This window comes from Roseobacter cerasinus (genome assembly GCF_009811755.1).
Taxonomy (GTDB): domain Bacteria; phylum Pseudomonadota; class Alphaproteobacteria; order Rhodobacterales; family Rhodobacteraceae; genus Roseobacter; species Roseobacter cerasinus.
Genome location: NZ_BLIV01000003.1, coordinates 679,060 through 705,461 on the forward strand (window position 1 = coordinate 679,060; position 26,402 = coordinate 705,461).

Below are 26,402 nucleotides of genomic sequence, written 5' to 3' on the forward strand. Positions count from 1 at the left end.
TTCTTCCGCAGGACGGCCGCAACCGACGCTATAGAGCGGACCGTGGTCTTGGCGTCTGGGAACTCGGCCATGGCCAGCTTTGACCTGTCCGACCCGGATCAGCTGGCGCGGGCATTCCACCACACCAACACGAAGCCGATGGAGGCTCACGCAACGGTGAGGCAACCCGCTCCCCATTAATCGTTTCTTCGGCATAGTCGCCCGTTCTATTCTCAAAGGCTTGCCGTTCCGTTCGCCGGTTGCTCAGCATCACCGCCAATTCGTCAACCCAGGGATCATCGACCGTCTCGTCTGCCTGGCGTTCTGCCGCCATCGACCACAAAGGCTCCGGTAATACGTGCCCGATGCCCGACTTGAACAACGCATCAGCTTCGGCCCAGAGTTGGTCTCGATGCTCGGCAATCCAATCCAGATCAACTCTGGACCCAGGAGCCATTTCCAACGGCCAGAAACGCCGAGCACCAGTTGGATCGCTCAGGTATGGCAGATGCACATCAGCCCTTTCACTTCGGTGTCCCGATGGATGCCCGAGCCGAGTGGGAGGTCCCTGATACGGGCCTCGGTGAATTTGAGTATGGTCATGAAAAGCACAGTCCCGAGTACAGTGTTTGCGATTAATCCAGGTGGGCCTGGATGGTGTTACCGGGATGATATTGCTATGTTTTCAAGGCACCGTACGCCCCGAATGAGCCAAAATGGACCATGATTTGCTCGCAATCTCAGACTGTTAATCAATTGGTCGTAGGTTCGATCCCTACCGCCGGAGCCATAAAAATCAAGCACTTAGGCTGATTTTCGTCGTGCCCCTCGGGGCCCGAGTACAGAGTAAGCACAGAAAACACCGCGCAGATTGGAGTTGTCTGTTTCTGGTCCCTGTCTTCGTCCAGCCCTGCAGCCTAGCCTAGGTCGGGAAACGCGAACTTAGCAGTCTGGTCTTTTCTGTCACCCGTTGCCATATCGCCCGGGGAAGGGCCAACGGTCGCTGCGCAGGTGACCCCAGCAGTGCTTCAAGCTGCGGCCGAAACATGGGCGTGGCGATTTGTTGCCCCGTTTGCCACCAGAACGCGTGTTCGGTCAGGTTGAATACACGAAAAGAAACCCGTCTCGTCAGACCTTTGATGACTTCGACCGCTTTTTCCTTTCGTGGAGCACAGAACGCCTCCATGACCAAGCTGGCATATTTGAAGTTCCAGCCTCGCTGGCCTGACGCTATGCGAATATGCTAACTGGTCAAATGGAGGTCAAAACCTGAACGGAACCAATCTAAGATAGCAGGCTCTCCAAAGAGCAGGTCAGAGTCTTACCGCAAAAGGAGGTGAACACATGTCATATATAGACGGATTTGTCGCGGCGGTGCCAAACGACAAAAAGCAGGAATTCCTCGATCATTCCCGGATCGCCGGTGCCGTATTCAAACGCTACGGAGCATTGAAGACTGTTGAGAACTGGGGGGATGATGTTCCAATGGGCGAGGTCACGTCCTTTCCGCAGGCCGTTCAATGCAAGGACACCGAAACCGTGGTCTTCTCCTGGGTTGTCTGGCCGTCCAAGGACGTGCGTGATGCCGGGTGGGCCAAAATCATGGAAGACCCCGAAATGTCCCCCGATGCAAACCCAATGCCCTTCGACGGCAAGCGCCTGATTTTCGGTGGTTTCGAAACACTCCTTGAAACCTAAAGAAGACGCGCGATGTCTTTTGTCTGCTCGTAGAGGCGGCGAAACAGATCATAACCCGTGCTATAGGCCGGGTGAGACACGGCAGTGACCGTGGCCGCCGCTGGGTTCCACTGGGCGATATCCGCACGTTTCACCGCCTCAATCGCAATGGCTGCCAAAAAGGCGTCGCCATAACTTGCGCCAATGGTCTTTTGGCAAACCACCTGATCTATGCCCGTGATGTCCGAGGTCGCTTGCAGCCACAGCTGGTTTTTCGTCCCACCGCCCACAGCAAGCACGCGTTTGGGCGAGGACCCGAACTCTGCGAAAGTGTCGGTCACATGGCGGGTACCATAGGCGATGCCTTCGATCAGCGCGCGATACATGTCGCCGCGTGTGTGGGTCAGGTTTAAACCAAACAAAGCGCCTTTGGCATGCACGTCATGCAAGGGCGTACGTTCCCCCGAGAAATAAGGCAGCTGCAACAGACCATTGGCTCCGGGGGGTGAGGCCGCAGCCTCCTGAGCCAGCAGAGGGAAGGCCTCCGCCGTGTCCAGATCACGTGCGATCTGATCCCGGAACCAATGGGTCAGCGTGCCTGAGGTGGCCAGCCCCGCCATCGACGCATGCTCTCCCTCAAAAAGCCAAGGGGCATACCAGATGCGCGGGTCGGTGACTCGCTTTGCCGTGCGCAGAATGATGAAGATGGTCGAGCCATACATCATCATCATATCGCCCGGGTGATCCACCCCGACAGAGAGCGCTTCGGCGGCGGCATCGATGGTCCCGGCGGTCACTGGCGTCCCGGGCGCCAGCCCGGTCGCCGCGGCCGCCGCCTCGGTCACCTGCCCAGCGATCTCACTCGACCACATCAAGCGCGGCAGCTTGTCCAACGGCAGAATGTCATCCGCCAGATCATCGACCCACCCCTGGATATGCACATCGTAGAGTGGCGCAAAACTTGAGGCGGTGTAGTGGTCAATGACCACCTCCCCGGTCAACCGCTGCACTAAAAAGCTGGTCGATGTCATCACATGCGCGACCTGCGCATAAAGGTCTGGATGATGGCGCTTGAGCCAGAGGATCTTGGGGCCCACCGACTGGGATGTCAGCGCATTGCCGCAGCGGGCAATCAGCACATCCTCACCAATCCGCTCGGTGAGCTCACGCACCTCCATCTCGGCCCGACCATCCACGCCGTATAGCACGCCATTCATCAAGGGCGCGCCATCAGCCGCAACCGGCAGCATGCAAGGACCAATGGCGCTGCACCCCACGGCCTTGATCTCGCGCGCATCAATCCCGCTCTCCCGCAGCAGGGTCTGGCAGACAAAGACGAAATCCCCCCACCAGTCCTCCTGCGGGCGATGCTCAGCCCAGCCGGGTCGAGGCACCAGCATCTCGTGGCTGCGGGCGGCCTGCGCCACGACCTCGCCCGCGTGGTCCACCAAAACGCCCTTGGTTTCATAGGTGCCGATGTCGATGCCCAGTGTATATGCCATCAGGTATAGTCGTCCCGGTTCAGTGAGTAGTCAGGGGTGAGGCGCGCCAACATCTCTTGCAGAAGAGTCGAAAGCTGCGCGAGATCGCGCAGATCACAGACCTCGCGGGCCGAATGCGAATAGCGCATGGGAAAGCCCAGATCGAGGCTCGCCACTCCCTCACCCACCAGCTGCACATAGCTGAGATCGGTCAACACGCCGGTCTGCGCCGAGCGTTGCAGCGGCAGGCCTCGGGCGGCTGCACTGTCTTCGGCCAAGCGCACCAATGCGGGATGCGGGATCACACCGTTCAGCGTGCCACGCCCGTGAAAGCTGTAAAGGCTCACGCCCGGCCCCTGCCCCAGCGCCATCTCGCCGCGCGTTGCCATATCGGGTGTGTCGCTGGCCAGCATCAGGTCAATCTGCAGCGCGATATCCGGCTGCAACCGCTGCGCCAGCGGCTGCGCGCCGCGCAGGCTGAACTCCTCCTGCACCGTGAAGCACAAATGCACCGGAGGTCCATCCCTCCGCTGCAGGAGGTTGGCGGCGACATCAAGCAGCACGGCACAGCCCGCGCGATCATCGACGCTGGTGCCCATGATGCGGGTGTCGCCCAGCTGCACCGCGCGGGGCGAATAGACCACAGGCGTGCCAATGCGCAGGCCCGCAGCCTCCGCCGCGCCTTTCGTCGCAAAGCCTGCGTCGACAAAGACCTCGGCATAGGGCACCACAGTGTATTTCTCGGCAGACGTCGTGGCGTGATGGCTCTTGTTGGCGATCACGCCCGGCAGGTCCCTGCCCTCGCCAAGACAGATCAGCACCTCCTGTGCGGGCAGCGCGCGCTCTGGCACCCCGCCAAGACGTTCAAGGCGCAAAAGGCCATCCGCTTCGATCTTGCGCACAACAAAACCCAGCTGATCCATATGGGTAAAGAGCATCACCGACGGCCCCTGCCCCTCGAAGCTCACCCAAAGGTTCCCGAGCACATCGCTTTGAGCCGCGCAGCCCATTGCCTCAAGACGGGCTGCAATGGCGCGCCGGACGCGATCCTCATGGCCCGAAAGACCCGGGATGCGCATCAGCGCCATCAGATCTTCCTCAATCTGATCTGTCATGCACGCGCCGCCTGCACGCGGTCCATGAAATCAGCGGCGCGGTCGGGGTCCACGGGCTTCCAGGTGTCGCCATCGACTTTCAGCGAAGAGCCGACAATGCAGCCATCCGCCACGCGCAAAACATCCGCAACCGTATTGTGCTTGACCCCGGTGTTGGCCAGAACCGGCGTGTCGGGCAAGGCCACTTTCACGGCTTCCAGATCACTCATCGCAGCCGCCTCCCCCGTGATCTGACCCGACACCAGCACCGCATCGGGGATCGAAGAAAACACCGCAGACCGGGCGCGATCCGCCAGGGGCCGGGCGTCCAGCGAATGTGCGAACTCCGCCGAGACGTTGAACAGCATCGCCATCTCCGACCGCCCCAACCGGTTACGGTAGCGCATGGCCTGTCCCGCATCCGGCGCCCAATGCCCCATGTCAGAGGCATAGGTACCGGTAAAAATCTCGCGCACAAAGGCGGCCCCCGTCACGGCCCCCACGGCGACGCTCGCCATAGGGTCCCAGAGCATGTTCACACCAAAAGGCACGGTGATCTCATCGCGCAGCTGCCCGATCACATAGGCCATCATGGCGGTTGAAGCGGCATCAACCTGGAATTCATATGGCCGGTCGTTTTCGTTGCCGAACATCACCGCATCAAAGCCAGCGGCCTGCAAGGCGCGCAGATCGGCGCGCGCGGCGGCCACCAGATCCAGATCCGGATCATAGAGCGGGCTGCCGGGCAGCGCACCCAGATGCACCATGCCAATTACGGGTTTTCCCGCACCGAACACCGCACGAAAGCGCTCTGTCATGACCCTCTCCCCTTCCCTGTCCCAGCTTAGGTTTTGCAGCCTGTTCACGCAAAGGGAAACTGGTCTATGCTTGGGCCAACATAAGGGAGAGCCGCGACATGGCATTGAAGACAAGGCATTGGGATCGGATCGGAAATGGCGGTGTGACCTTCACCGAGCTGGGGTTCGGCACAGCGCCTCTGGGCAACCTCTACAAGGCGATTTCCGATGAAGATGCGCGCGCCACGCTGGATGCCGCCTGGGAGGGCGGTGTGCGTTATTACGACACCGCACCGCTCTATGGCATGGGACTGTCCGAGACCCGGTTGAACCCGTTTCTGCGCGGCAAGCCACGCGAAGACTATGTGCTGTCATCCAAAGTGGGGCGGCTCATGCAGCACTGTGCGCCTGAGCATCGCTCGGGCGTGGGCAAGTGGTTCGAGGTGCCCTGCCGCCGTGAGCAATATGACTATACCTATGACGGGGTGATGCGCTCGGTCGAACATTCGTTTTCACGCCTTGGCGTCGACCGGATTGACATTCTCTATGTGCATGATCTCTGTATCTTCAGCCATGGCTCCAAAGAGGTCTCCGACATGCGGATCGAGGAGTTCTTTGGCGGGCGCGGCTACGACGCCATGGTCAGCTTGCGCGACCAGGGGCTAGTGCAGGCCATCGGCGGCGGCATCAACGAGTGGGAAGTCTGCCAGACCCTGGCAGAGCGCGGGGATTTCGACCTCTTCCTGCTCGCTGGTCGCTATACGCTGCTGGAGCAAGAGGCGCTGAACGGCTTCCTGCCGCTCTGTGAGGCGCGTGGCATCGGCATCGTGACCGGCGGGCCTTACAACTCCGGCATTCTCGCCACCGGCGCGAAGCCCGGCGCCTACTACAACTATGATGTGGCACCGCAGGACGTGCTGGACCGCGTGAGTGCAATCGAGGCGGTCTGCCGCGATCACGGCGTGCGTCTTGTGGATGCGGCCTTTCAGTTTCCGCTGCTGCACCCTGCGCATGTGGCGGTGATCCCTGGAGGTCAGGGTGTGTCGGAGATGCAGGGCAACCTCGCAGCCGCGCAGGCGGAAATCCCCGCAGCGCTCTGGGATGACTTGAAGGCCAAGGGGCTCATGCGCGAGGATGCACCCACCGGTTGAACATGCGGAGCACTGAGCCATGAAAATCGACGCGCATCAGCACTATTGGCAGATCGACCGCGGTGACTATGACTGGATGCCCGATATTGCAGTTCTGAACCGCGACTACGGCCCGGCCGACCTTGAACCGGCGCTGGCGCGCCACGGGATTGCGGGCACGGTGCTGGTGCAGGCGGCGGCCACGGTGGCCGAGACCGAGTATCTGCTGGGGCTGGCCGAAGCGACACCCAGCGTGAAGGCGGTGGTCGGCTGGATCGATTTTGAGGACGCGGGGCAGATTGATGTGCTGCGGCGGCTGGCCAGACATCCGAAATTTGTGGGCGTGCGCCCGATGATCCAGGACATCCCTAATGTGGACTGGATGCTGCAGGACGATGTGCAGTGGGCCTATCAGGCGCTGATCGATCTGGACCTGACGTTCGACGCGCTGGGGCTGCCGCAGCATCTGACCCAGTTCCACACACTCTTCACACGCTACCCCGACATGCGCGTGGTGATTGATCATCTGATGAAGCCGCAAATTCATGCGCAGATGGCGGGTGAGGACATTTTTGCAGCGTGGGTGGCCGGCATCACCCGGCTGGCCGAAGACACGCAGGCCTTCTGCAAGTTCTCGGCCATGATCACCGAAGCGCGCGACGGCTGGACACCGGACGATTTGCGCCCCTTCTCCGATTACATCCTGCAGGCCTTTGGCCCGCGCCGGGTGATGTGGGGCTCGGACTGGCCTGTGGTGCGGGTGTTTGCAGACTATGGCGATTGGCTGGAGGTGGCGCAGGGGCTGACCGATCACCTGAATGACGCCGAACGCGGCGAGATTTTTGGTGGCACCGCCCGCCGGTTCTACCGCTTGGCGTGACCTGCGAGAAAGGCCATCACAGCCGTACGGTCAAGTTACCCGCGACGCGGCGTTGGTGTGCTCACATGACAGGCAGCTGCGGCTTGCGCGAAGGGAATTGCCGCGAGGAGATGAACCCCGCGAATGACCTTGATCGCCAGCGCGCCGACAAGGACATCCTTTGCGCCATGTTTTGAAACCACATCAACCGAATAGCCTGGCCTCACCGATCCATCGTAAACGACTCCCTGTGGCCCCCGGTCTCCAGCATCGGAAAATTGAGACCCACGTATGCGTCCGCCTCAACCCGGTTCACGATCAGCAAATCCAGCGCAGCGGTCAGGGCGCGGCGCAGCGGGCGCATACCTCGTCGCGGGCGAAGACCTTGGAAAACCGGTGCTGGTGGTCGGCGGTGCGCACAGGATGGGGATCGAAGCGCTCCGCCTCGGACCTCACCGCAGGCAGCACATGCTCCGGCCAGTGCATGTCACAGTAGGGGGGCGGCACGATGTAGCGCCAATGCGGTTTGCAATAGCTGAGATGCAAGCACCAGGGCTGATCCCCCGCACCCTCGGTGAACGCCATCACCCGGGTTGTGGTATAGGATGTCCCGCTCCTGGCCTCAGGCACGCGGGCGGGCCTGTCGGCGTGCTGCATGAGCCAACCGGAGAGGATCGCCTCGTCATCGCTCTGCGCTGAATTCGCCCATTGCTCCCAGCGATTCCGGCCAGCATAACCCAGACCTGCCAGGCGATGATTGTCGTGCGAGGGCGCTTGCCGCCTGTTGGGTGCATCCGTCGCGCCGGTTCCAGACCCCGAAACCACACCCGGCGCCGCGCGCGCCAATGCCGGAACTCGGGTCGATCCCCAGGCGCGCCATGCTTTCGGCGTGCACCGCCATATGGGTCTTGCCACAGAGCGCGGCACGCAGGCCGAGCGGTTCCAGATGATCACCCAGCGCTACCTCCCCACCCACAGCAGCGTCTGGTTCCAGGTGAACCCGTGGCTGCGCACATACCGCCCGGCATATGTGCTCACCCAGCTGGGTTCGCACATGGGCGACGACACATAAGCGCTGTCACAGCGCAGCCCGCGCGCCGCGAGCGCGTTGATATGCGGGGTCTTCAGGCGCGGGAGACCGGTGCGCCCGAGGCAGCCGAACCGCAGCTGGTCACACATGATGAAGAGGATATAATTGCCCGTCACAGGCCGCAGACTTACTGGTCAGATCGCCACCAGATGGTTGTCAAAGGCCAGATTGTGCTGGCCAATGCGTTGCAACCGTTCGCCCACATGATGCACACCTCCCAGACCGTCGGTGGCGAGGCCTGCGCCTCCGCTGGCCGCCACCCCGCAGACATCAGCTTGCAGGCTTTGCACCAGAAAGCCGAGGGTTGGATCAAAGACCTGCACCACCCCCCCGCGTGGCGAGGTCACGGCAATCTTGCCATCAGACAGCGCCGCAACCGACCCGACATAAGCGTCGAGGCTCCGTACTGCGTCCTCCGGGCTGTCGAGCAGTCGAAGTGATCCATCTTTATAGAGCGCAACCAAAGCAGGGCCGTCATAGGGGTCACCCTCCCACTGGAACCCACAGGCGATGCTACCATCGGCGAACCCGGCAATGTGGCGCAGGGAACTGCGATTCAGACCGTCGGGCAATGCGGCCTGCTCTGTGATGTCCCCTGCCTCAGTCATCAGCGTGAGATTTGGACGCATGATGTCGAGATTCAGCTTCTCGCGCCCAGTCTCCGGCCGCGTGAGGATGCCACCATTGGCCACGGCCAGCAGCTTGCGGCCCGGTAAGCGCAGCATCTCATGTGGGCCAATGCCGCCAGAGGGCCTGCCACCCACACGTGCATATCCATCCTCACGCGCCCAGACGCCGACCCGACCCTGCCCGCTTGCGATGTGATTTTCGGTTGTGAACAACAGTGTGCCATCCGCGGAAAACGCCCCATGGCCATAGAAATGATGACCCGCCGGGGCGGCCAAGGCGTGCAAAACGGCACCCGACACACAATCGATCACCAGCGCATATGTCCCCGGGCGCCGCGCAAAAGCCACGGCCTCGGGTCTCGCGGGATGGGCCACCGCAGCGTGGCCCCGGCCCGGCAAGGGCTGGCTGAAAGCCAGTTCGCCGCCGGGCCGCAGCCCGACCAGCACATAGTCTCCGCCGGGCGTCATAGCTGCGCTCAAATGACTGGGGCCACCCGCATCTGCCCAGCTCAGCTCAGCGGTCATCCCGCTGGCCAGCAACCCGGCCAGAAAGCTGCGACGGCTCGGCATCAGTCGCCGTCCAGGGAATTGAACCCCGCACGCACGCCCAAAGCCGCGCCGATCTCTTCATCCACCGCCCGCTGTACCGTGCCCACAGCTTGCTGCAGCACTTCGATCCGAAAGCGTCTGGCCGGGTCCGCGACCCCTTGCAAGGACGGATCATCCAGCGCGTCCGCCCGCGCGATCGCCTCAGCAAAAGCGGCGCGCGTCTCAGGGATATCCGCGTCCGCCAGCGCGGTCGCCAGCGCCTCAAGAGCGTGCAGGCTCAGAACAATGTTGCGCTGGCTGCGCTCGGACCGGCGCGCCTCTGCGCGCCTGGGCCGCGGCCGCTCAAACGTCCCCAAGGGACGACCAAGCCGTTGATCATGCAGGAATTCCAGGCCCGTCGACAGCGCGGTATAGATGACCCTCTGGGCCTCCGCCTGCGATTGATAAATGGCATTCTGAGGCCCCGCGCGCATCAGCACCTGCGCATGATCCCCTCGCCAGGAAGCATTGAGACTGGCCGCGCTCTGCGCCAGATGCATGGCGATGGCCTGGGCCAGGGCGCAAAAGTATGGGCTCTCCTCACGCTCCGTGAACAACAGGCTCTCCAGGGCCATCAACCCTTGCGCGGCCACCGAAACCTCAGCAAATTGCAACGGGTCGCCCACCGCCGGATCTTCGGCCGCGATCAACCGCGCAAGGCTCTTCTCTGTCTGGTTCTTCGGGTCCGGCCAGAAGGCGATGGCGAGAGACAGCCCCTGCGCCTCAATCGGGCCGAACTGAATGTGGCTGGCCCCCATCCAGGCATCAAAAGCCGCATGATACGCCGCCTGCATTTCGGGTCTGTCGCAGGCGGCGGTTGCGGTAACCAAGGCCGCGCCAGCCTCGTCAAACGCGGCATGTGCGGGCAGAATGTGATCCGTCACCACGGCGTTCACGTCCGCCACGAGAGACGTGGGCGCATAAAGGCAGGCCGCGACGAGGACGTATTTCATATCAAAGGCTTTCAAGGAAACGGATGAGGGCGTCGCGATCGGGTCTCGGCATCTCGACAACGCGGTTGCGCGCCGCCTCCGCCTCGCCGCCATGCCAGAGGATCGCCTCCATCAACGAGCGCGCACGCCCGTCGTGCAGGAAATACGTATGGCCCGATACCTGTTGCGTCAGCCCAATGCCCCAAAGCGGCGGGGTGCGCCACTCGCGCCCAGTGGCCCGCGCTTCGGGCCGGTTGTCGGCCAGCCCCTCGCCCATGTCGTGTAGCAGCATGTCCGTGTAGGGCCAGATCAGCTGAAAGCTTTGCTCCGGCTGACCCTCAAGGCGATGGGTCACAAATTTCGGCGTGTGGCAGGAGGTGCACCCCGTCTCATAGAACATCTGCTTGCCCCGCAGCACCTGCGGGTCGTCATAGTCACGCCGCGCAGGCACGGCGAGGTTCGACGAATAGAAACTCACCAGCTCAAGACCAAGCGTCCCGATCTCCGCATCGTCGTGGTCGGTCGTATTGCCATTGGGAGCAGTCCGGCACGCGGCCTGCGCCTCGGTGCAGTCCCCATACCCGGCGGGATGCAGCGGCGTTGAGATGCCGATATCGCCATGGAAGGCGCCTGCCGATTGCTCCCACACGCTGGGTTGCCCGGCCTTCACACCAAAGCGCCCCAGCATGGGTTGATCATGGACGCGCGACCAGACGATATTCGGACGCCCCGAGATGCCATCACCATCCGCATCTTCCGGATCCGCGTTTGCCAGGATATCCGCCACCGGAACCGCATCGAGCAGACCAAGCCCGATCATCTGGGGTGCCACCCGTGCGCTCATCATCGTCTCGGGATGCAGCGGGCCATAGCCCAGATCTTCGAGCGCCAGCGTCGGCTTGCGCAAACCGACCACCTCGCCGCCCGCAAGTTCCACTTCACTCTCTTCATAGGTGATGGCGATGCGCGCCTCGGCCGGGTGCCCCGCAATACCAAAATCCTGGATCTGCCCGCCATAGGTCGGCTCGGGCGCCGTGGCGATGTAGTCTGCGATCACATCCGAAAGTGCGCTCTCATCCGCCGGAATGGATACACGCACCAGCATGGACACCGTCGAATCATCGGAGCTCTCCGGCGGGTGCCCCCGCCCATCCTTGAGGTGACACCGCTGGCAGGAGCGCGCGTTGTAAAGCGGGCCCAGCCCGTCAGACGCAAGTGTCGACGACGGCGAGGAGACCCAGAGCTTCTTGAACAGCCCGTTGCCCACCTTGAACTCCAGCTCCCGCTCGAAGCTGATGTTGGCCGAGGGCTGGCTGAAGGCATCGCGCGTGCTGATCACCCGCACGGTGGCGGCACCCCCTGAGTTGCTCTCGAATCGCTCGGCCAGCGAAAAATCCGTGGTCGGCGCGGTGATCCTGGCAATCCGTGCAGCCTCCTCCTCGGTCCGGGACACGACCGACAGATGCAGATCTGCAAGCTCGGCGGTGGCCGGTATGGCAAAGGCGGCCGCGAGGACGGGGCCAAAAAAACTGTAACGCATGCGCACGATGACGTGTCTCCAATTGCAGCGGAGGACTATTTCCGATAAATATACTCGGGAATTGGACGCGTCGAGTCTTCGCACGCATCCCGGCCGGAAAAGTGATAGGACAGATGATCGCAGCCAGACCAGCCCCCAGGGCCCCTGCCCCTCGGCACGACGCCGCGCGCCTCAGCGCCTTCAGCCCGGAGGCCGCAGCCGTATTGAATGAGCTACGCCACGTCGCTCTGAGATGTCGCGCAGCGGCGCGCACCGATCTCTTTGACGCCTGTGCGGTGCTGTCGCAAACCCCCAACGTGGCGCGCGCCGCTTATGCCGAGGTGCTGATGAAAAGCCTCGCGCAGGCGCTTGGCGCCTCCCCCGTGCTGCACCGACCGAATGTCGCCGAGGTGTCCTTCGATGAGGCCTGGCTGTTGCGCACGATTGCGGCGGCGCAGGCGGATGATCGCAGCAGCTTTCTCTTTCTCATCCGCTCCCGCGTGCCCCATACCGCGCGGCGCAATCTGGGCTTCCTCATCCTGTCTCTTTCCGAGCGTTTCTCTCAGATTTAGAATTATTCTAATTTTCTGTTGGACTTTTTTCTGGCGACCTTAAATAAGGGTTATCGCCAGCCAGCCTCTTGCCAGCCAGCGGATATTCAACTGGGAGACCGCAGAATGACACAGACCGCCATGGCGCTGTCCACGGACGCACAAACCGAGATTGTCGAGGCCTTGAACCAATCCGTGGCCGAGACTGCCGTCACGACGATGCTGGCGCAGAACTTTCACTGGAACGTGACCGGCATGGCCTTTGGCCCGCTGCACGATTTGTTCCAGAAGATCTACGAAGATCACTTCGTGGCGCAGGACGATCTGGCCGAGCGCGTGAAGGCGCTGGACGGGCACGCCGAGGGCACGCTCGCGGGCATGATCAAGCGCTCGAAGGTGAGCGAACATGACGGGCACGCCTCTGACAAGGAGATGATCAAGATGATGCTCGACGCGCAGGAAACGCTGGCCAAGACGCTGGCGGGCTGCGGTGAGCTGGCGGCTGAGCATGGCGACACGCTGACCGAAGATCTGTGCATCGCGCGCGGTCAAGAGCACGAGAAGTTCGCCTGGTTCCTGCGCGCGCATCTGCGCTGAGCCCGCCAAAGCCGAGTTCAAAAGCCGCCCTCCGAGGCGGCTTTTTCACATATGTGCCATGCTAAGGACGACTCCGGTACCACGGTACGGACAACGGTTCGACTGGCGCGCTCGGCTGACAAGCCGAGAAGCCCCCGCCCCCCTTCGATAGGGGGGCGGGGGCTTCTCCCTCTCGCATGATCCGACCCCGGACGTCAGTCGAGCGGTGTGGCATCCCCAAAAGGTGCTGTCAGCGCCATACGGCCCGCGCAGATCGCCTTGTCGGTGAAGGACGCGCCAAGGCGACATGCGCCGATCACCATGTCATACCGCTCTACCTCACCACAGGGCGCATTCGGTGTCTCGAACGTGGCACGCGCTGAAGCGCCTGGTGCCACATTGAAGAAGGATGCCCCTTTCGAGCGGCCGACCTGCGTGTCACCGATGTAGTTCAGGAAAAAGGCATTGATCTCGGTCAGAGGCTCCGCGCTCTCATTGGTCAGCGCGACAGTGATCGTGCAGTAGTAATCGCGCTTGCCGGTGTCGGTGATCTCCAGCCGGTACTCCGCCATCACGGGCGTTGCCATCATCACCAATGCGACGGCACCGCGCAGCATCATGCCGCGTCGCGTACAGCCGCAACAGGCTTGGCCTTCCTCTTCAGACATTTGCGCAGATATTGCGGCACCCAATGCTTGTAGCGCCCCAGGGTCTTCTGCTGCGCCACCAGCATCTCGACAAAGGCCTGGCGATGACTTTCCTTCTTGAGCTTTTTGAACATCGACTTCTGCGCCTTGGTCATCGAACAGCCGATGCAATGGCCCTGGCGTTTGAATTTGCACACATCGATACAGGGGCTGGGTGTCTTGCTCATGCGGCCTCTCGCGGTGGGGAGAGAGGCGGCCTGCCGCCTCCCTCTCTATATGGGAGCAATCCTCCTTACTGGAAGACCGCCTCCGGGTCATCCAGACTGTCGGAGCCTTCAAAGGCGATCGAAGCCACGCCAAGCGCATCGACAGCCCGCTCAATCGACCGGGTCTGATCCACCAGCGCGTCCACCGCACCCATGATCAGCGCCTCGCCCTTCTCATTGCCGCGCTCCAGCATCATGTCATAAGCAAAGCCCGCTTCGGCGGCGGCTTTCATCTCGGCCATCTCGATCATGGTGGTGTTGAGCTTCGAGGTCAGTTCCGCATCGACGCCCGCATCCGCAGCCGCCACCAGAGACGACAGCGACGCGCCCGACACCACAGTGCCATCAACGCTTGTGTAGCTGCCGACATAGACATTGCGGATGCCCATGGCGTCATAGAAATGGCTGTTGTGCGTGTTGTCGGAGAAGCAATCATGCTCTTCCTCGGGGTCGTTCAGCAGCACGCCAAGCTTCATGCGTTCGCCCGCCTGCTCGCCGTAGGAGAGTGAGCCCATGCCGGTCAGAATCGCTGTGATGCCGGCGTTTTCGTCTGCGATGAGTTGGGCACGGGCGTCACCACCCTCCTGCCATTGCGCCGCCATCCACTCAAGATCAGACACCAGAAGATCGGTGGCCGCTTTCAGGTAAGCGCCGCGGCGGTCGCAGTTCCCGCCCGTGCAGGCGTCGCCCATGGCATAATCCGTCCAGGGCCGCGCGCCTGCCCCGGGGCCATGACCGTTCAGGTCCTGCCCCCAGAGAAGAAATTCGATGGCGTGATAGCCCGTGGCCACATTGCTTTCGACCTCATCAGCTTCATGCAGCACGCTCTCCAGCAGGTCCGCCGTGATTTCGGAGGCATCCACCGTCTCACCCGAGAGCGTGAAAGACGGGTTTGCGATCACGTTCAGCACCGCATATTCATTCTCATCCGTGGCGCCGCCATAGGTCGCATCCACGTAATCAATGAGCCCCTCGTCGAGCGGCCAGGCGTTCACCTTGCCCTCCCAATCATCGACAATGGCATTGCCAAAACGGTAAACCTCGGTCTGCTGATACGGCACGCGCGCTGCGATCCAAGCCTCTTTCGCAGCTTGCAGGGTCTCAGCCGAAGGGCCTTCGATAAGCGCATTGACGGCGCTCTGCAGCGTTTGCGCGGTCACCAAGCTGTCGGTGTATTTCGCCGCTGCAATGTCGGCGTAATTGTCGAGAACCGCTGCCTTATCCGCTAAAGCGGGGGCCGCGATCAGCATGGTGGTGCCGAGTGCGGCGGCCAGTGTCGTCTTCATTGGTTGCTGTCCCTTTTTTCGTAGCAAATAGATCTAGTGAAGTGTGATGACATTGTCGGCACGCTCGGCCTGATGGGCCGTGAGCGCGCGGGTGATAGACTTGCGGGCACAGCCCACCTGCGCGGCCAGGATGGCCACGCGCTCGGCCTGGGCGGCGGTGACCAGCAGGGTCGCGACCTGCGCCGCCTCGCCCAGATCGCCATCGCAGGCCACGCGGACCAGATGCGCAAAGACGCCCTCGTCAGCGCCCACGCAGGCACAACCCACGCCGTGGCGCACCAACGGGCGATGCGCATAGGCCGCCACGGTCGAGACCAGCTGCTCAAAGGCGCGCATCTCTTCGGCGGCCTTGCCTTTCGGCAGGGTCAAGGCGAATTCGTTCCAGACCTTCGCCTGCCCTTCGGGGCTGTCGCACCACAACCGCAGGGTCACGATCAGATCCGCCTCCCAGGGCTCGAAGTGCATCAACACACCAATCGACGCCCCGCCACGGTTTTGAGCCTGCGGTGTCATTTTGTCAGGATCAGCTTGCCCGCGCGGGTGATGCGCAGGAAATAGGGTTGCCCGTCGAGCACAAGCCGCGCCTGCACGCCGGTCGCAATCAGGTCACGCACGTCATAGGTGACAATATCAGCCGCCGCGCTCTCGGCGGGATCCATGCGGGTGGGTTGCGCCATCGCGTTCATGGTCGCGCCTCCAGCCGGTCCAACATGCTCTCCAGCCGATGGTCCAGCGGCACAAGGCCGTTCAGGGCAGATTGCAGGATTTCGATGCGGCATAGGCGAACGGGCGTGGGTCGGACAGGGTCAGAACGGTGCTGCATGATGGCCTCCAGTGCACTCATTGGCTCCGGGCTGCCCGATACCGGGTGGCTGGGATTCTCCTCACAATTCTTGACTATTACAGTCAGAAAAGTCAATCCCGACTAAAATACTTGGCTACTTTTTTCTCATGTCCGCGCGACGTGATGCTTTTCAGATCAAAAAAAGGGGCGCCCAGAATGGCGCCCCTGTCCAGTCTTCGGGGAAAACGACTTACTTCCAGCCCACCTCGTTAAAAATCTTCTGGGCGGCGGGCACGTTCTTGGCCACGGCAGAGAGATCCACCTCGTCACCCTTGTACTCGCCCAGTTGGGCCACACTCTCGCTGACTGCCACACCGGGCACCGCGGGGAACTCATCATTGCCAGCGGAGAAATACTGCTGCGCCTGATCCGAGGCGAGATACTCCATGAAGGCAATCGCATTGTCCCGGTTGGGCGCGTGGGCCGCGACACCGCCACCCGACAGGTTCATATGCGCGCCCTCCGCGTCCTGCGCCGGGAAGACCCAGCCGATCTTGTCGAGATCGGAGGACAGGCCGTCGACATCCTTGCGGATCGCGCGGGCGAAGTAATAGGTGTTGGAGATGGAGATGTCGCACTGGCCGGAGACGAGACCACGCAGCTGGTCGGTGTCCCCGCCCTCAGGCTCACGGGCAAAGTTGTCCACAACACCCTGCGCCCAGGATTTCGCCGCCTCTTCGCCGTGATTCTCGATCACAGCCGCCAGCAGGGTCTGGCTGTAGACGTTCGACGATGAGCGGTGGCACACCATGCCCTTGAACTTGGGATCAGCCAGCGAGACATAGTCCACCGGCGGCTCACTTACGTCGTTCTTGTCATAGAAGATGATCCGCGCGCGCTGGGAAAAGCCGAACCACTGGTTGTCGCTGTCCTGCAGGTTTGCGGGAATGCGCTCTTCGAGCACGGCGCTGTCGATGGATTGCAGAACGCCCGCATCCTTCGCACGCTCCAGCCGCGACGTGTCGACGGTCAGCAGAATGTCGGCGGGCGAATTTGCGCCCTCTGCCTGCATACGGGTGATCAACTCATCCGCCTTGCCCTCGATCCGGTTGATCGTGATGCCGGTGGCTTCAGTGAACTCCGAATAGAGGCGTTCGTCGGTGTCATAGTGACGCGACGAATAGAGGTTCAGTTCGCCATTTGCACGCGCAAGCGAGGCGGTGCTGATCGCAGTTGTTGCGATAAGCGCACCAAGCGTGACTCTGGATGGTGTCGACATTGATATCTCCCAAAGGTTAATCCTTATTGATTTACTCAATTACTGATTTCCGGGGAGAAGGCAATATTGTTGAGTGAAATAATTGGGTATAGACGAGCTTTTTTCTGATTGTTTTTGTACGGTATTGAGATCCAGACCCGAGCAGCCCGGTGGACGCCCAAAATGTCCCCCGGGGGAATCGCCGTGCCTCGGACGCATAAGCGTGCTACCATTCTACCAGTATGACTCAAGTTGTGATTGTAGGCCGCATTGACGGCGCCGGTGCCGAACCGGGGAAAGGCGCCGCTCAGGCCATGGCGGCAGCCCGGCTCGGCGCTTCTGTGACCTTGATCAGCACACTTGGGGTTGAGGCAACGGCCTGGCCGACCCTTGAAGCCCTGCGCGCAGCACATGTCACCCTGGCCGTTGAGACGCAGATGCAGACAGTACCCGCAGCAGAGCCTGATGACCTGAATGCGGCACGGCTGACGGCTGAGGCGCTGCTGCGGCATGCCCCTTTGATCGCGCGCGCAAAGACGCTGCTTCTGCAAAACGAGATCCCGCTGGAGGTGTCCATCCGGGCCGCGCGCATCGCCCGGAGCCACGGCGTAGGGGTCATCATGGGCGCGACCCCTGCCCCCGAACCGATCTGGCCCCAGCAGACACTGGCGGCGTTTGATTTTCTCACCTTACCCGCGCATCAAGCGGCCGAGATCACGGAGCGCACCGTCGGAAGCCTGCAGGATGCGGAGATCTGCGCTGAGGCCCTGACCCTGCTGGGATCGCCCGGCGCCATCGTCACACTGGGCACCCAGGGGGCCGCCTGGAAGATCGGTACGTCACAGGGCCACCGCGCGGCGGGGCGTGTCGAGGCTGTGGACCTGCTTGGCGGTGGAGATTGCTTCAACGCAACGCTGGCGGTGTTTCTGGCCCAGGGCTGCACGGCAGAGCAAGCCATTGAGATGGCGGTTGACGCCAGCTTGCTGGCCGCCCTGCGCTCTGGCCTGCCCCCGAGCTTGTCCGACCTTCTAGCCTTTCGCGCGCAGCGCGCCGCCAGCCCGCGCAGGCCACATTGATACCACGCGGCAAAAAGCGGCGCGCACAGTGCGTCGGCACCATCGTCTCCCGACTTTGCCTTTCCGGTTTCGTTTTGCTCGGTGATTACCACCTTTGGCGGACCCGCGAACCTCAATGCTGTCGTCGCGCAGGCTCCCTCTCTCGGCCCGGAACGTCGCAACAGAGACCTCCAGCCGCAAGCACCGCGGACATGCCTCGCAATGCAGGGACTCTTCGCGGCCGATCTCGCAAATTTTTGCTTTTTCAAGGGGTACGGTGGTAAAAACTGTAGTTAACACACGCACTGTAGTTTCCATCCGAGGCCCTTGCCCCGGCACAGTCGGATCGCCGAGGAGACATCCGGGCCGCGGCCGATAGGATACCAAACATGCCTGATGAAACTACACAGATTGTCACCTGGCGCCCAATGGAACTGGACGATATCTCCAGCATCTCAAACTGGTTCTGGAATGTCTCCGACGTGGCTCTCTTTGATCGCGGCCTGCCGGTGCCGGTCAGCGTCGACACGCTGCGCGAGACATGGCGGTCGTCGATTGCGCAGGCCTCCCGACCCGGCGCCTATTGGTTCATGGCTGAGCGGGATGGCACAGCTGTCGGGATCGCGGGCCTGGAAACGGTGAACTACATTCAGGGTGATGCGGTGCTGCCGTTCTTCGTGACAGAGGGATTTCGCAAGCGCGGCCTGGCCACGGCGATGACCGTGGCGCTACTTGATCTGGCGTTCAGGCGCCTGCGGCTGCATCGGGTCACAACCTTCTACCGCGCGGACAATGCCGCGACGGCCCGCGTGCTGGAAAAGATCGGCTTCACCGAGGAAGGGCGCTTTCGCGAGGCCTGGTTTGTCGAGGGCGACCGCAAGGATACTGTGATTGCCGGCATTCTGGGATCGGAATGGACAACGGGTCGCGACAAGGTCATTGAAGATCTGGCCGCCTCCTGCACTCTGTCGTTCTCGCCAATCTCCTGGAATGGAAACCCCGGCTGACCCCTGAGGCGCAATCTTGTGGGCCCTGACCCCGGTGATATTGCCACTTTCAGCTCGGCAAGGAGTGGGCCACCACCTCGGTCACCAAGCCGACGAACAGACCAGAGACCTGTTGCGCCTTCTGGTGTTTTTGGTGGCCACCGGCGTATCCTCGCAGCTCTCCAAAGACGCGCAGCGACACGGGCGATGCCTGAAAAGGTAGAGTGTTGCAGCATCTAGGATAGCATCCGCTAGACCCCTGCTGCTTCTCAGCCCTGGTTGACCACCGCACCTGCCATTTGACGATCAGAGAAGATACTCCAGCCTGCAGTGAGAACGACACTCGTAACGCATGAGCGCGTGCGGCAACCCCACGCGAAGTCGTGGTCCGCCCCGGAACATCGCCAGTTGCAAGTATCTGCCAGGAAAGATTTGCAGCGGTGGCGCGGTTGACGGGGCTCGAACCCGCGACCCCCGGCGTGACAGGCCGGTACTCTAACCAACTGAGCTACAACCGCCCACTGCGCGCATCGCGTATCGTCGATGCGTTGGGACGTCTTATGCGGCGCCACCCGGCGCGTCAAGCGGCTATGACCCGCCGCATGCGAATTTTTTCACGCCACTGGCCGCGACGCCGAAAGACCGGATGCCAGCGGCTGTGCCCGCAGGTCAGACAGGATTGTCTCGGCGGCAAACCGCCCCCAGCCTTTGTAGATTTCAGGCCCCGGGTGAAATCCATCCGACGCCATCTGGGCCGGGTCCAGCCCCCAGTCCGGCGTGATCAGGCGCAGATCCGGGGCGCGGCCCACCATCTCGCGGAGCGCATGGCGCAGCCGCGCCGCATGCTGACCAAGCACCGTGCACAACGGACGCGGCAAGGCGGGAAAATGCTCCAGCGGTGGCACGGTTGTCGCATAGACGCGGCGCACGGAAAAGGCCGCGCTCAACAGGTCATGAACTTCGGCTGTCTGTTCGCGCCAGCGATCCGGGTGGATCAAACGGGTGACGTCGTTGACCCCCAAAGCGGTCACCGCAATATCGAAGGGCCCGGGCGATGTGTGCCGTAAAGCGTTGCACAGTGTGGTTGTCGTCCATCCGGTCCGGGCAATCAGAGACCATGACACTCGGTAGTCGGCGCTGAGGCTGCGGACCAGATGGCCGCTCAGGGCCTCGGCCTGTGTCGCAGCGCCCACCCCGGCAGCGGAAGAATCGCCCAGGATCAACAGGCGGAGGACGGGACCCTGACCAGCCACGCCACAGCGCGGACCTTCAGCCTCTGGCAGGCGCGGTGTCCGGCGGATCACCTGCGTGGCCTGCACAGCCAAAATCGGTGCCAGAGCCAACTGCCGCAGGCGCAGCGACAGCATCAGCGTCGCCTAGCGCTCGGGCAGCGGAATGAACTCCGCCTCATCCCCCGGTGGCAGGCGGAAACGCCCATGGGCCCAATCACCCGCCCGCCAGGCCTCCTTGGCCGCGTCAATCCGATCTTTGGAAGAGGCCACGAAATTCCACCAGATGTGGCGCGGTCCCTCAAGGGTTGCTCCGCCCAGCAACATCAACCGCGCGCCTTCATCGCCTGCTGTCAGCGTGATCCTGTCGCCTGGGCGGAAGACCATCATCTGGCCGGCCTCAAAGCTGTCTCCGGCTACGGTGATGGCCCCCGCCACCACATAGACACCCCTGTCCTCATGATCATCTGGCAGGGGAATCTGAGCACCGGGCTGCAAAAGCGCATCTGCGTAAAACATCTCTGAGTGCACCTTCACCGGCGCTGTCTCACCATAAGCTGTGCCGAGGATCAGACGCAGTTCCTTGCCCTCGCCCTCCAACGACGGCAGGCTATCCTTGGGTGCATGCTCAAAATCGGCTGGCGCATCTTCATGGGCCTCCGGCAGCGCAACCCATGTCTGAATTCCAAAAAGGTCATGTGGCCGCATGCGCAGGTCACCATCGGTCCGTTCCGAATGTGTGATGCCATGCCCCGCCACCATCCAATTCACAGCGCCCGGCTCGATCCACTGATCGGTCCCGAGACTGTCCCGGTGGTGTATCTTGCCTTTGTAAAGATACGTCACCGTGGCGAGACCGATATGCGGGTGCGGCCGCACGTCAATGCCCTGGCCGGTGACAAACTCGGCTGGCCCCATCTGATCAAAGAAAATGAACGGCCCGACCATCTGCCGTTTGGGCGCGGGCAAGGCGCGCCGCACTTCAAAGCCGCCAAGGTCGCGCGCGCGCGGCACGATCACCGTCTCGATGCTGTCCACCATGTCCCCGGTCGGGCAACTGGGGTCGAGGGCCGGATTCCAACTCATGCCACAGTCTCCTTCTCCATCTGCTGAGACAAAGGTAGCGGCGGCTCCGGGCCTTGCAATTGGAGATGTTCAGATTTTGCGAATGTCCTGACCCGTCCGCGATACCACCGCGGTCTCGTCGATCCGCCGTGCGGCCTGATCCAGCCGCGCAGCCATGTGGATAATCTCCGACACATCGCCGGCGCTTTGTTCCAATGCCATCTCAAAGGCCGCATATTCAAGGTACTGCGCGGCGATCTGCATCGCGTAGCGCACCTTGTCCCGGTTCGGCAAGGTGTCAAGCGCGGCTAGCGCCGTTGACAGGTCCACAACCTCAGGAGGGATGTCATCCGTGGGCACGGTCATGTCGTGTCCGCTTTCAAATATCGTTCGACGTCTCACCACAGCTTCGCGCGCCGAAAGTCCACCTCTACCAGATACAGCCAAGCGCGACCGTATGGAACTCTCCCAGTTCACACAAACCGACGTCAGGATTGACCCTGGCTTGCGTCCCGAAAACACCAGCGCCAGTGTTCCTCATCACATGGGCGTGTGTCAACCCAAGGTAGTTTGGTAAAGTGGTTTTGAAACCGTAGTGTGACACTCCGGTCGTTGTGACAGCTATTGCACCCGGCGCGTCGGCAGTGTGTGAGAGGCCACCTGAACGTCAACCGACGCGTAGTCCATACGGGCAGCGCAATTGATCAAATCCGCAACATCATCGGGCGACTGCCTGCCGGCAAGCTCATATGCCGCAAATTCAATCAGGCGTGATGCGACACCAAGGGCGCAGCTTGACCGTTCCGAAACGGGCAAGGTCTGCAAGTGACGCACAAGGCGCGCAACCTCCTCGTCCGTCGACGCCTGTGTCGGTTTGCGGTCTTGACACTGATCCGCTTTTCTCACGCACATACGCGTGCCCTTTCCTGGTCGCCTTTGCCTTTTCTGGCCCCCTCCAGACAGGTGAATCACAGCACATACCCCTTGGCAAGCCACGTTTTGTGGCAAGTGCTGCTACAACTCCAACCGGCCTGTTAGCGCCGACAGTTTTGGCGTGTTGCCGCCGCGACCGGCTATATGCGCTGCGTTCCTGTCGGACCCATGGGCTGACGGGGCATATCTCGTATGAGACGGCCCCGTGCATACCATGCCTCATTGGCTGTCCGCAGGCTTGTGGATGTTCAACTCAGTGCCGCGCCGCCTGCATGTCCGCAGGACCGAGTGAAGACCAAGCCAGTGATGCATAAGACCCGGCCCTCACATCACCGCAGACACGCCACCCAGTCAGTCAAAGCCAATGATCCAAAGTCTCGTCAAGTGTCGTCACAAAGCTCCCGAAAACAAACCTGAACGGCGGCACTCAAAAAAACCGGTGCGACCTGGATCTCAGGCACAAACCTCTGGGCAGGAGTGCTTTCCATGTCAGAAAAGAAAGCTGTCTTCGAAGATCAGACCCTCGACAAGCGCAACGTAACCGGCGGTTTCCTCTGTGTGAATGACCTCAGAATCTGCCGATGTCTCTTCTTCCACAAAGAGCGACACACCGCTGCGGTCCACCTGAGACAGGCGCAGTGTTGCCGGGTCTCGGCCATCCTTGCTTTGCAAATCCCCCAGAATGACCGGTGCCTTCGCAAAGGATGTGTTGAACTGAAAACTGTCGACCTCGTGATCCAACTGGTCCGCAGTGCGAAAGACGTCCAGGCCGTCACCTACTCCGGTTTCCAATGCAATCCAGGAGACCGTCTCGTCGGTATGTGCGCCCAGTGCTTCCTCTTCCTGCAGCTGCACCTCAAAACCGCTCGCCGTCACGTCGTTTAGACGCGTCATGACGGCGTCCTTTCCGTTCGCAGTGCTGACTTCCGCCAGGACAACGGCGTCGCCCAGCACTTCGCCAAAGCTCACACTGGAAAACTCTGTTCCGACGATCTGGGTGCCCGCAACAATCGTCTGTCCATTCGACAATGTGTGCGAGCCTTCCGACATTGCAAGCCAGCCGATGGTTTCAGTCGTGTGGGCTCCATCCAGGTAGTTCCATTCGTCAATCTGGAACTCAAAACCCTCATCCGTCACGTTGCGCACTCGGGTCGTCGCCGCTTGAAGGCCATTCCACGAGATGGGCCCCATCACGACGACAGCGTCCGATATCGTCGTGTCGAAAACCACTCTATGCCATTGATCAGACCCCGACTGAGCCACGGTGACCGTTCCACTCTGCCCGATGGCGGCGCTTGGGCTGTCATCACCGGCACCCTCAACAGTCATCACGACGGTGGCGGTGGCGGCGCCTCCTTTGCCGTCGGACACCGCATATTCAAAACTGTCACCGCCACTCTCGCCGGTGTTCAACGTGTCGAATACACCGTTTTGAGCATAACTGAGCGTGCCATCGTCGCGCAAAGTCACGGATGCCCCGGAGGCCAGATCGACGGTCTCGTTGACGCCAATCGCCTGCCCATTGACCTCGGTGATCGTGAGCGGATCACCATCCGGGTCTGTATCATTGTCGAGAACAGACAGCGTGATCGTCGCACCTTCCTCGACGGTTGCGCTGTCATCGCGAGCGGTGGGCACCGCGTTGCCGACCAAAGCAAAGATATCGGTGAAACTGTATGTGATGTCCGAGAACTGGAAGGTCTCAATTGTGTCATAGACGAGGTCGATCCCCTCGCCAATCACCTGAATAACATCGCTCAGAACAGAGAAGCTATAAGCGCCAAAGACCAGATTGTAGATGACCGTGTCGAGCCCAGCGTTGCCATGGAACGTATCATCACCCAGTTGTCCGATGAAGCGATCATTGCCCGCGCCACCACGGAAGACATTGTCTGCCTCGTTGCCAATAAAGTAATCATTGCCGGACCCGCCGATCGCGTTTTCGATCACGGTGCCAATGGCGAGCGTCAGGTTCCCTGTCCGCCCGCCCACGTTGGAGGTGTTCTGGGACGTCTGGTCAGCGGTCTGGACCGTCAGATCGATTTTCTGATTGGCGCTGTAGCCGCTGAAATCCAGCGTGTCGATGCCGCCGCCGTCAACAATCGTCGACGCAGTACGACCTGCGTAAGCCGAGAACTCGTTCCAGATCCGGCTCTCGCTCGCCGCGATGTTGGTGTTGAACCCGTAAACCGTATCGCCCACAAAGGCATTTGAGATGCCATACCCTTGTTGACCATAGATGCTGTCCAGTGCGAGCCAATCGACGGCCATCGGCGTTTGCAGAAACTCGTAACTGGCGCTGATCGCAGAATTCTCGGTCTGCGAAAAGTACGACATCATCGACGCCTGCCAGCTGTCGAGCGCGAAGATTGCATCGTTGGCATAGCTGGCAGACCCGTTGTAGGGCCCTTGGTGTCCGAGACCCAAGGCATGCCCGATCTCGTGGAAAATCGTTTGCAACGTATAGTCGTCATACGTCGATGAAGATCCGGACCAGCTCGCCGCAATATTGATGTATGAGTAGTAAATCGTGCCGTCGCCGTAGCGCGTGGAGCCCGCAAAGGCCCCGCTTTGGTTGTCGGAAAAGAAGAAATCGACAACGCTGTCGTTGGTGCTTGTCGTTTCGACAAACTGAATACCCAGAACGGCTTCGTAGACATCAAAGGCGTCTCTGATCAGCGCTGCGCGCGCGCTGGACACGCCATTGGCATCGCTACCGCCACCGTATGTCAGCGGACCGAACCCGCTCACATTATAGTGCAGAACCCCATTGTTCGGATCGAGGCCGGTCGTGCCAACATTGTGGCGCAGGCCAACCTCATTTCCCCAATACCCCATCTCAAGAAAATCAGCCATTTCCCGCAGGGTCTTACCCGTCGCGGCAGCCGCCGTGCCGCCGCCACTGGTCGGGTTGCCCGAACGCTCGACGTCATCTTGAAATCGATCATCGGCCATGCAGGCTGCACACGTACAGGTCGACAAATGCAAGGATAGATCATCCTGGTTTGTCTCAGGATTCTGGGAGCTCTGGCTTGGGTCGATATTGGACATGGACGCCCCTTCTTGGTCGAACAACGGGCTCTCGGTGGCACACCTCAAACCTATATTTAGACGATTGCATTTCCGCTGTGATTGCGATTCTGGGCGGGTCTCTAAGCCACAAGAATTAAGTTGTTTTCAAGATAATTGGTACTTTTTTGGCAAAAATTCATCGAATGTGTGGCTTCTGTGCAGACGTCCCGGTGGCACCCCTGTCCGGCCCGACATTTGACGAGAGGTCGCCAATGCCAGACGCCAGCGATGTCCGAAGGGAGACCCCATTTGCGGCTCAGCAGACGGGCTGTGACCATGGCCTGACCTAGCTGATCAAGTGACGGGCATATATGGCCTACCTTGAACCCTACTTTACAGGTTTCAGACCACCGCGGGTCACCGACAGGCGATTGCGGGAGCATGATCTTTCCCAATCGCAATAGATAACGTCGGCAAGACGCACCGACGGAACGCGCGCTACATAAGGCCCACTGCAAACTGACGCCGAGAGGCCAAGCTCAATGCATAGTTGATAAGAAGATGACAGGAGCGCCGCAAATATGGTCGGGATCCCATACGGTCACGCAGAAAACACCGCAGCTGTTGGTCGAGGGGGACACCATTGAGATCGGGAGCCAAGGCGCCACCTTCTGCGAAGGCCCGGGTTTCCACGCGGAGCCTCCAGACTGGCCCAGGAGATCCATAGCAAGCCCTTGCGCTATAGGGATCTGATCGCTATGCAGCCCTCAGCGTGCAGGCGTGGCGAAATGGTAGACGCGCTGGTTTTAGGTACCAGTTCCGCAAGGAGTGTGGGTTCAAGTCCCTCCGCCTGCACCATATTTGACTGGCAGTCAAAATTTCTCACTAAAGTGTTGAACGGAAACGCGATTTTTAGTGTTCGAGGTCCTCCATTTCGGTGGTAGTGAAGAGGCCCCAAAAGCACCATCTTTAGGATAGC

The 26,402-nt window shown here is 61.2% G+C and carries 27 protein-coding genes and 2 tRNA genes; 8 read left to right on the plus strand and 21 right to left on the minus strand.

The genetic code is table 11. The annotated features are described in order from the left end of the window. Nucleotides 1-28: 28 nt before the first annotated feature. Complete coding sequence (locus tag So717_RS22645; RefSeq protein ID WP_368854955.1) at nt 29-436, minus strand: VapE domain-containing protein; 408 nt, start codon at nt 434-436, stop codon at nt 29-31. Between the two features lie 887 nt (nt 437-1,323). Between So717_RS22645 and So717_RS10800 the strand changes: the two genes are divergently transcribed. Continuing rightward, nucleotides 1,324-1,677, plus strand: a complete 354-nt coding sequence (locus So717_RS10800) for a DUF1428 domain-containing protein (protein WP_159977028.1) — start codon at nt 1,324-1,326, stop codon at nt 1,675-1,677. On the opposite strand, the gene So717_RS10805 is transcribed toward So717_RS10800, so the two are convergent. Genes So717_RS10805 through So717_RS10815 form a run of 3 tightly spaced genes read right to left on the minus strand, consistent with a single transcriptional unit; the run spans nt 1,674 to nt 5,049 of the window. Continuing rightward, complete coding sequence (locus So717_RS10805) at nt 1,674-3,158, minus strand: FGGY-family carbohydrate kinase (protein ID WP_159977030.1); 1,485 nt, start codon at nt 3,156-3,158, stop codon at nt 1,674-1,676. The two genes, So717_RS10800 and So717_RS10805, sit on opposite strands and share 4 nt — an antisense overlap. Next, nucleotides 3,158-4,252: a M42 family metallopeptidase gene (locus tag So717_RS10810; RefSeq protein WP_159977032.1), complete on the minus strand. Its 1,095-nt coding sequence runs from the start codon at nt 4,250-4,252 to the stop codon at nt 3,158-3,160. The genes So717_RS10805 and So717_RS10810 overlap by 1 nt, the downstream gene beginning before the upstream one ends. Beyond that, on the minus strand, nt 4,249-5,049 hold the full coding sequence (locus tag So717_RS10815) for a BtpA/SgcQ family protein (protein ID WP_159977034.1): 801 nt from the start codon (nt 5,047-5,049) through the stop codon (nt 4,249-4,251). The genes So717_RS10810 and So717_RS10815 overlap by 4 nt, the downstream gene beginning before the upstream one ends. A 98-nt stretch (nt 5,050-5,147) precedes the next feature. Between So717_RS10815 and So717_RS10820 the strand changes: the two genes are divergently transcribed. Both So717_RS10820 and So717_RS10825 read left to right on the plus strand, forming a co-directional pair. Beyond that, a complete protein-coding gene (locus tag So717_RS10820) occupies nt 5,148-6,179 on the plus strand; it encodes an aldo/keto reductase (RefSeq protein ID WP_202981906.1) in 1,032 nt (343 codons plus the stop codon). A 19-nt stretch (nt 6,180-6,198) separates the two neighbouring features. After that, nucleotides 6,199-7,038, plus strand: a complete 840-nt coding sequence (locus So717_RS10825) for an amidohydrolase family protein (RefSeq protein ID WP_159977036.1) — start codon at nt 6,199-6,201, stop codon at nt 7,036-7,038. Nucleotides 7,039-7,356: 318 nt separating this feature from the next. Here the strand turns inward: So717_RS10825 and So717_RS10830 are convergent, their stop codons facing one another. The 5 genes from So717_RS10830 to So717_RS10850 form a co-directional block, all read right to left on the minus strand. Beyond that, nucleotides 7,357-7,863 carry an alkaline phosphatase family protein gene (locus So717_RS10830; protein WP_159977038.1) on the minus strand — a complete coding sequence of 169 codons (507 nt, stop codon included), beginning with the start codon at nt 7,861-7,863 and terminating at the stop codon, nt 7,357-7,359. Nucleotides 7,864-7,977: 114 nt separating this feature from the next. After that, entirely contained in the window at nt 7,978-8,223 is a 246-nt protein-coding gene (locus So717_RS10835) for a sulfatase-like hydrolase/transferase (RefSeq protein WP_238840817.1), read from the minus strand. Nucleotides 8,224-8,241: 18 nt separating this feature from the next. Then, nucleotides 8,242-9,306 carry a DUF1513 domain-containing protein gene (locus tag So717_RS10840; RefSeq protein WP_159977042.1) on the minus strand — a complete coding sequence of 355 codons (1,065 nt, stop codon included), beginning with the start codon at nt 9,304-9,306 and terminating at the stop codon, nt 8,242-8,244. Beyond that, nucleotides 9,306-10,277, minus strand: a complete 972-nt coding sequence (locus So717_RS10845) for an imelysin family protein (protein ID WP_159977044.1) — start codon at nt 10,275-10,277, stop codon at nt 9,306-9,308. Before So717_RS10845 ends, So717_RS10840 begins: the two co-directional genes overlap by 1 nt. 1 nt (nt 10,278) lies before the next feature. Further along, entirely contained in the window at nt 10,279-11,796 is a 1,518-nt protein-coding gene (locus So717_RS10850; RefSeq protein WP_159977046.1) for a di-heme oxidoreductase family protein, read from the minus strand. A 113-nt stretch (nt 11,797-11,909) separates the two neighbouring features. Here So717_RS10850 and So717_RS10855 point away from each other — a divergent pair, with 113 nt between their 5' ends. Both So717_RS10855 and So717_RS10860 read left to right on the plus strand, forming a co-directional pair. After that, a complete protein-coding gene (locus So717_RS10855) occupies nt 11,910-12,347 on the plus strand; it encodes a hypothetical protein (RefSeq protein WP_159977048.1) in 438 nt (145 codons plus the stop codon). Nucleotides 12,348-12,452: 105 nt separating this feature from the next. Next, on the plus strand, nt 12,453-12,923 hold the full coding sequence (locus tag So717_RS10860) for a Dps family protein (RefSeq protein WP_159977050.1): 471 nt from the start codon (nt 12,453-12,455) through the stop codon (nt 12,921-12,923). Nucleotides 12,924-13,117: 194 nt separating this feature from the next. On the opposite strand, the gene So717_RS10865 is transcribed toward So717_RS10860, so the two are convergent. The 7 genes from So717_RS10865 to So717_RS10895 form a co-directional block, all read right to left on the minus strand. Beyond that, complete coding sequence (locus So717_RS10865) at nt 13,118-13,522, minus strand: hypothetical protein (protein ID WP_159977052.1); 405 nt, start codon at nt 13,520-13,522, stop codon at nt 13,118-13,120. Continuing rightward, a complete protein-coding gene (locus So717_RS10870) occupies nt 13,519-13,776 on the minus strand; it encodes a DUF1289 domain-containing protein (protein ID WP_159977054.1) in 258 nt (85 codons plus the stop codon). Before So717_RS10870 ends, So717_RS10865 begins: the two co-directional genes overlap by 4 nt. Before the next feature lie 65 nt (nt 13,777-13,841). Beyond that, a complete protein-coding gene (locus So717_RS10875; RefSeq protein WP_159977056.1) occupies nt 13,842-15,101 on the minus strand; it encodes an imelysin family protein in 1,260 nt (419 codons plus the stop codon). A gap of 33 nt (nt 15,102-15,134) precedes the next feature. Continuing rightward, entirely contained in the window at nt 15,135-15,614 is a 480-nt protein-coding gene (locus tag So717_RS10880; protein WP_159977058.1) for a hypothetical protein, read from the minus strand. Then, nucleotides 15,611-15,787, minus strand: a complete 177-nt coding sequence (gene hemP / locus So717_RS10885) for a hemin uptake protein HemP (protein WP_438810650.1) — start codon at nt 15,785-15,787, stop codon at nt 15,611-15,613. Before hemP ends, So717_RS10880 begins: the two co-directional genes overlap by 4 nt. Further along, entirely contained in the window at nt 15,784-15,924 is a 141-nt protein-coding gene (locus So717_RS10890; protein WP_238840819.1) for a hypothetical protein, read from the minus strand. Before So717_RS10890 ends, hemP begins: the two co-directional genes overlap by 4 nt. A gap of 211 nt (nt 15,925-16,135) precedes the next feature. Beyond that, on the minus strand, nt 16,136-17,164 hold the full coding sequence (locus tag So717_RS10895) for an extracellular solute-binding protein (RefSeq protein ID WP_159977062.1): 1,029 nt from the start codon (nt 17,162-17,164) through the stop codon (nt 16,136-16,138). 221 nt (nt 17,165-17,385) lie between these two features. On the opposite strand from So717_RS10895, the gene So717_RS10900 reads away from it, so the two are divergent. Together So717_RS10900 and So717_RS10905 are read left to right on the plus strand one after the other, a co-directional pair. Next, nucleotides 17,386-18,219 (plus strand): PfkB family carbohydrate kinase, encoded by an 834-nt coding sequence (locus tag So717_RS10900; protein ID WP_159977064.1) that lies wholly within the window; start codon nt 17,386-17,388, stop codon nt 18,217-18,219. Between the two features lie 368 nt (nt 18,220-18,587). Beyond that, nucleotides 18,588-19,205, plus strand: coding sequence for a GNAT family N-acetyltransferase (locus tag So717_RS10905; RefSeq protein ID WP_159977066.1), 618 nt, complete (start codon nt 18,588-18,590; stop codon nt 19,203-19,205). A 420-nt stretch (nt 19,206-19,625) separates the two neighbouring features. On the opposite strand, the gene So717_RS10910 is transcribed toward So717_RS10905, so the two are convergent. The 5 genes from So717_RS10910 to So717_RS10930 form a co-directional block, all read right to left on the minus strand. Then, a tRNA-Asp gene (locus So717_RS10910) sits at nt 19,626-19,702 on the minus strand. A 96-nt stretch (nt 19,703-19,798) separates the two neighbouring features. Beyond that, entirely contained in the window at nt 19,799-20,551 is a 753-nt protein-coding gene (locus So717_RS10915; protein WP_159977068.1) for an SGNH/GDSL hydrolase family protein, read from the minus strand. A 9-nt stretch (nt 20,552-20,560) separates the two neighbouring features. After that, the gene (locus So717_RS10920) at nt 20,561-21,499 is read right to left on the minus strand and encodes a pirin family protein (RefSeq protein ID WP_159977070.1); all 939 of its coding nucleotides are present in this window, start codon (nt 21,497-21,499) and stop codon (nt 20,561-20,563) included. Between the two features lie 69 nt (nt 21,500-21,568). Next, nucleotides 21,569-21,844 carry a hypothetical protein gene (locus tag So717_RS10925; protein WP_159977072.1) on the minus strand — a complete coding sequence of 92 codons (276 nt, stop codon included), beginning with the start codon at nt 21,842-21,844 and terminating at the stop codon, nt 21,569-21,571. Nucleotides 21,845-22,900: 1,056 nt separating this feature from the next. Beyond that, the gene (locus So717_RS10930) at nt 22,901-25,366 is read right to left on the minus strand and encodes a M57 family metalloprotease (protein ID WP_159977074.1); all 2,466 of its coding nucleotides are present in this window, start codon (nt 25,364-25,366) and stop codon (nt 22,901-22,903) included. An 831-nt stretch (nt 25,367-26,197) separates the two neighbouring features. Here So717_RS10930 and So717_RS10935 point away from each other — a divergent pair. Next, nucleotides 26,198-26,281 (plus strand) — tRNA-Leu (locus So717_RS10935). Nucleotides 26,282-26,402: the final 121 nt, after the last annotated feature.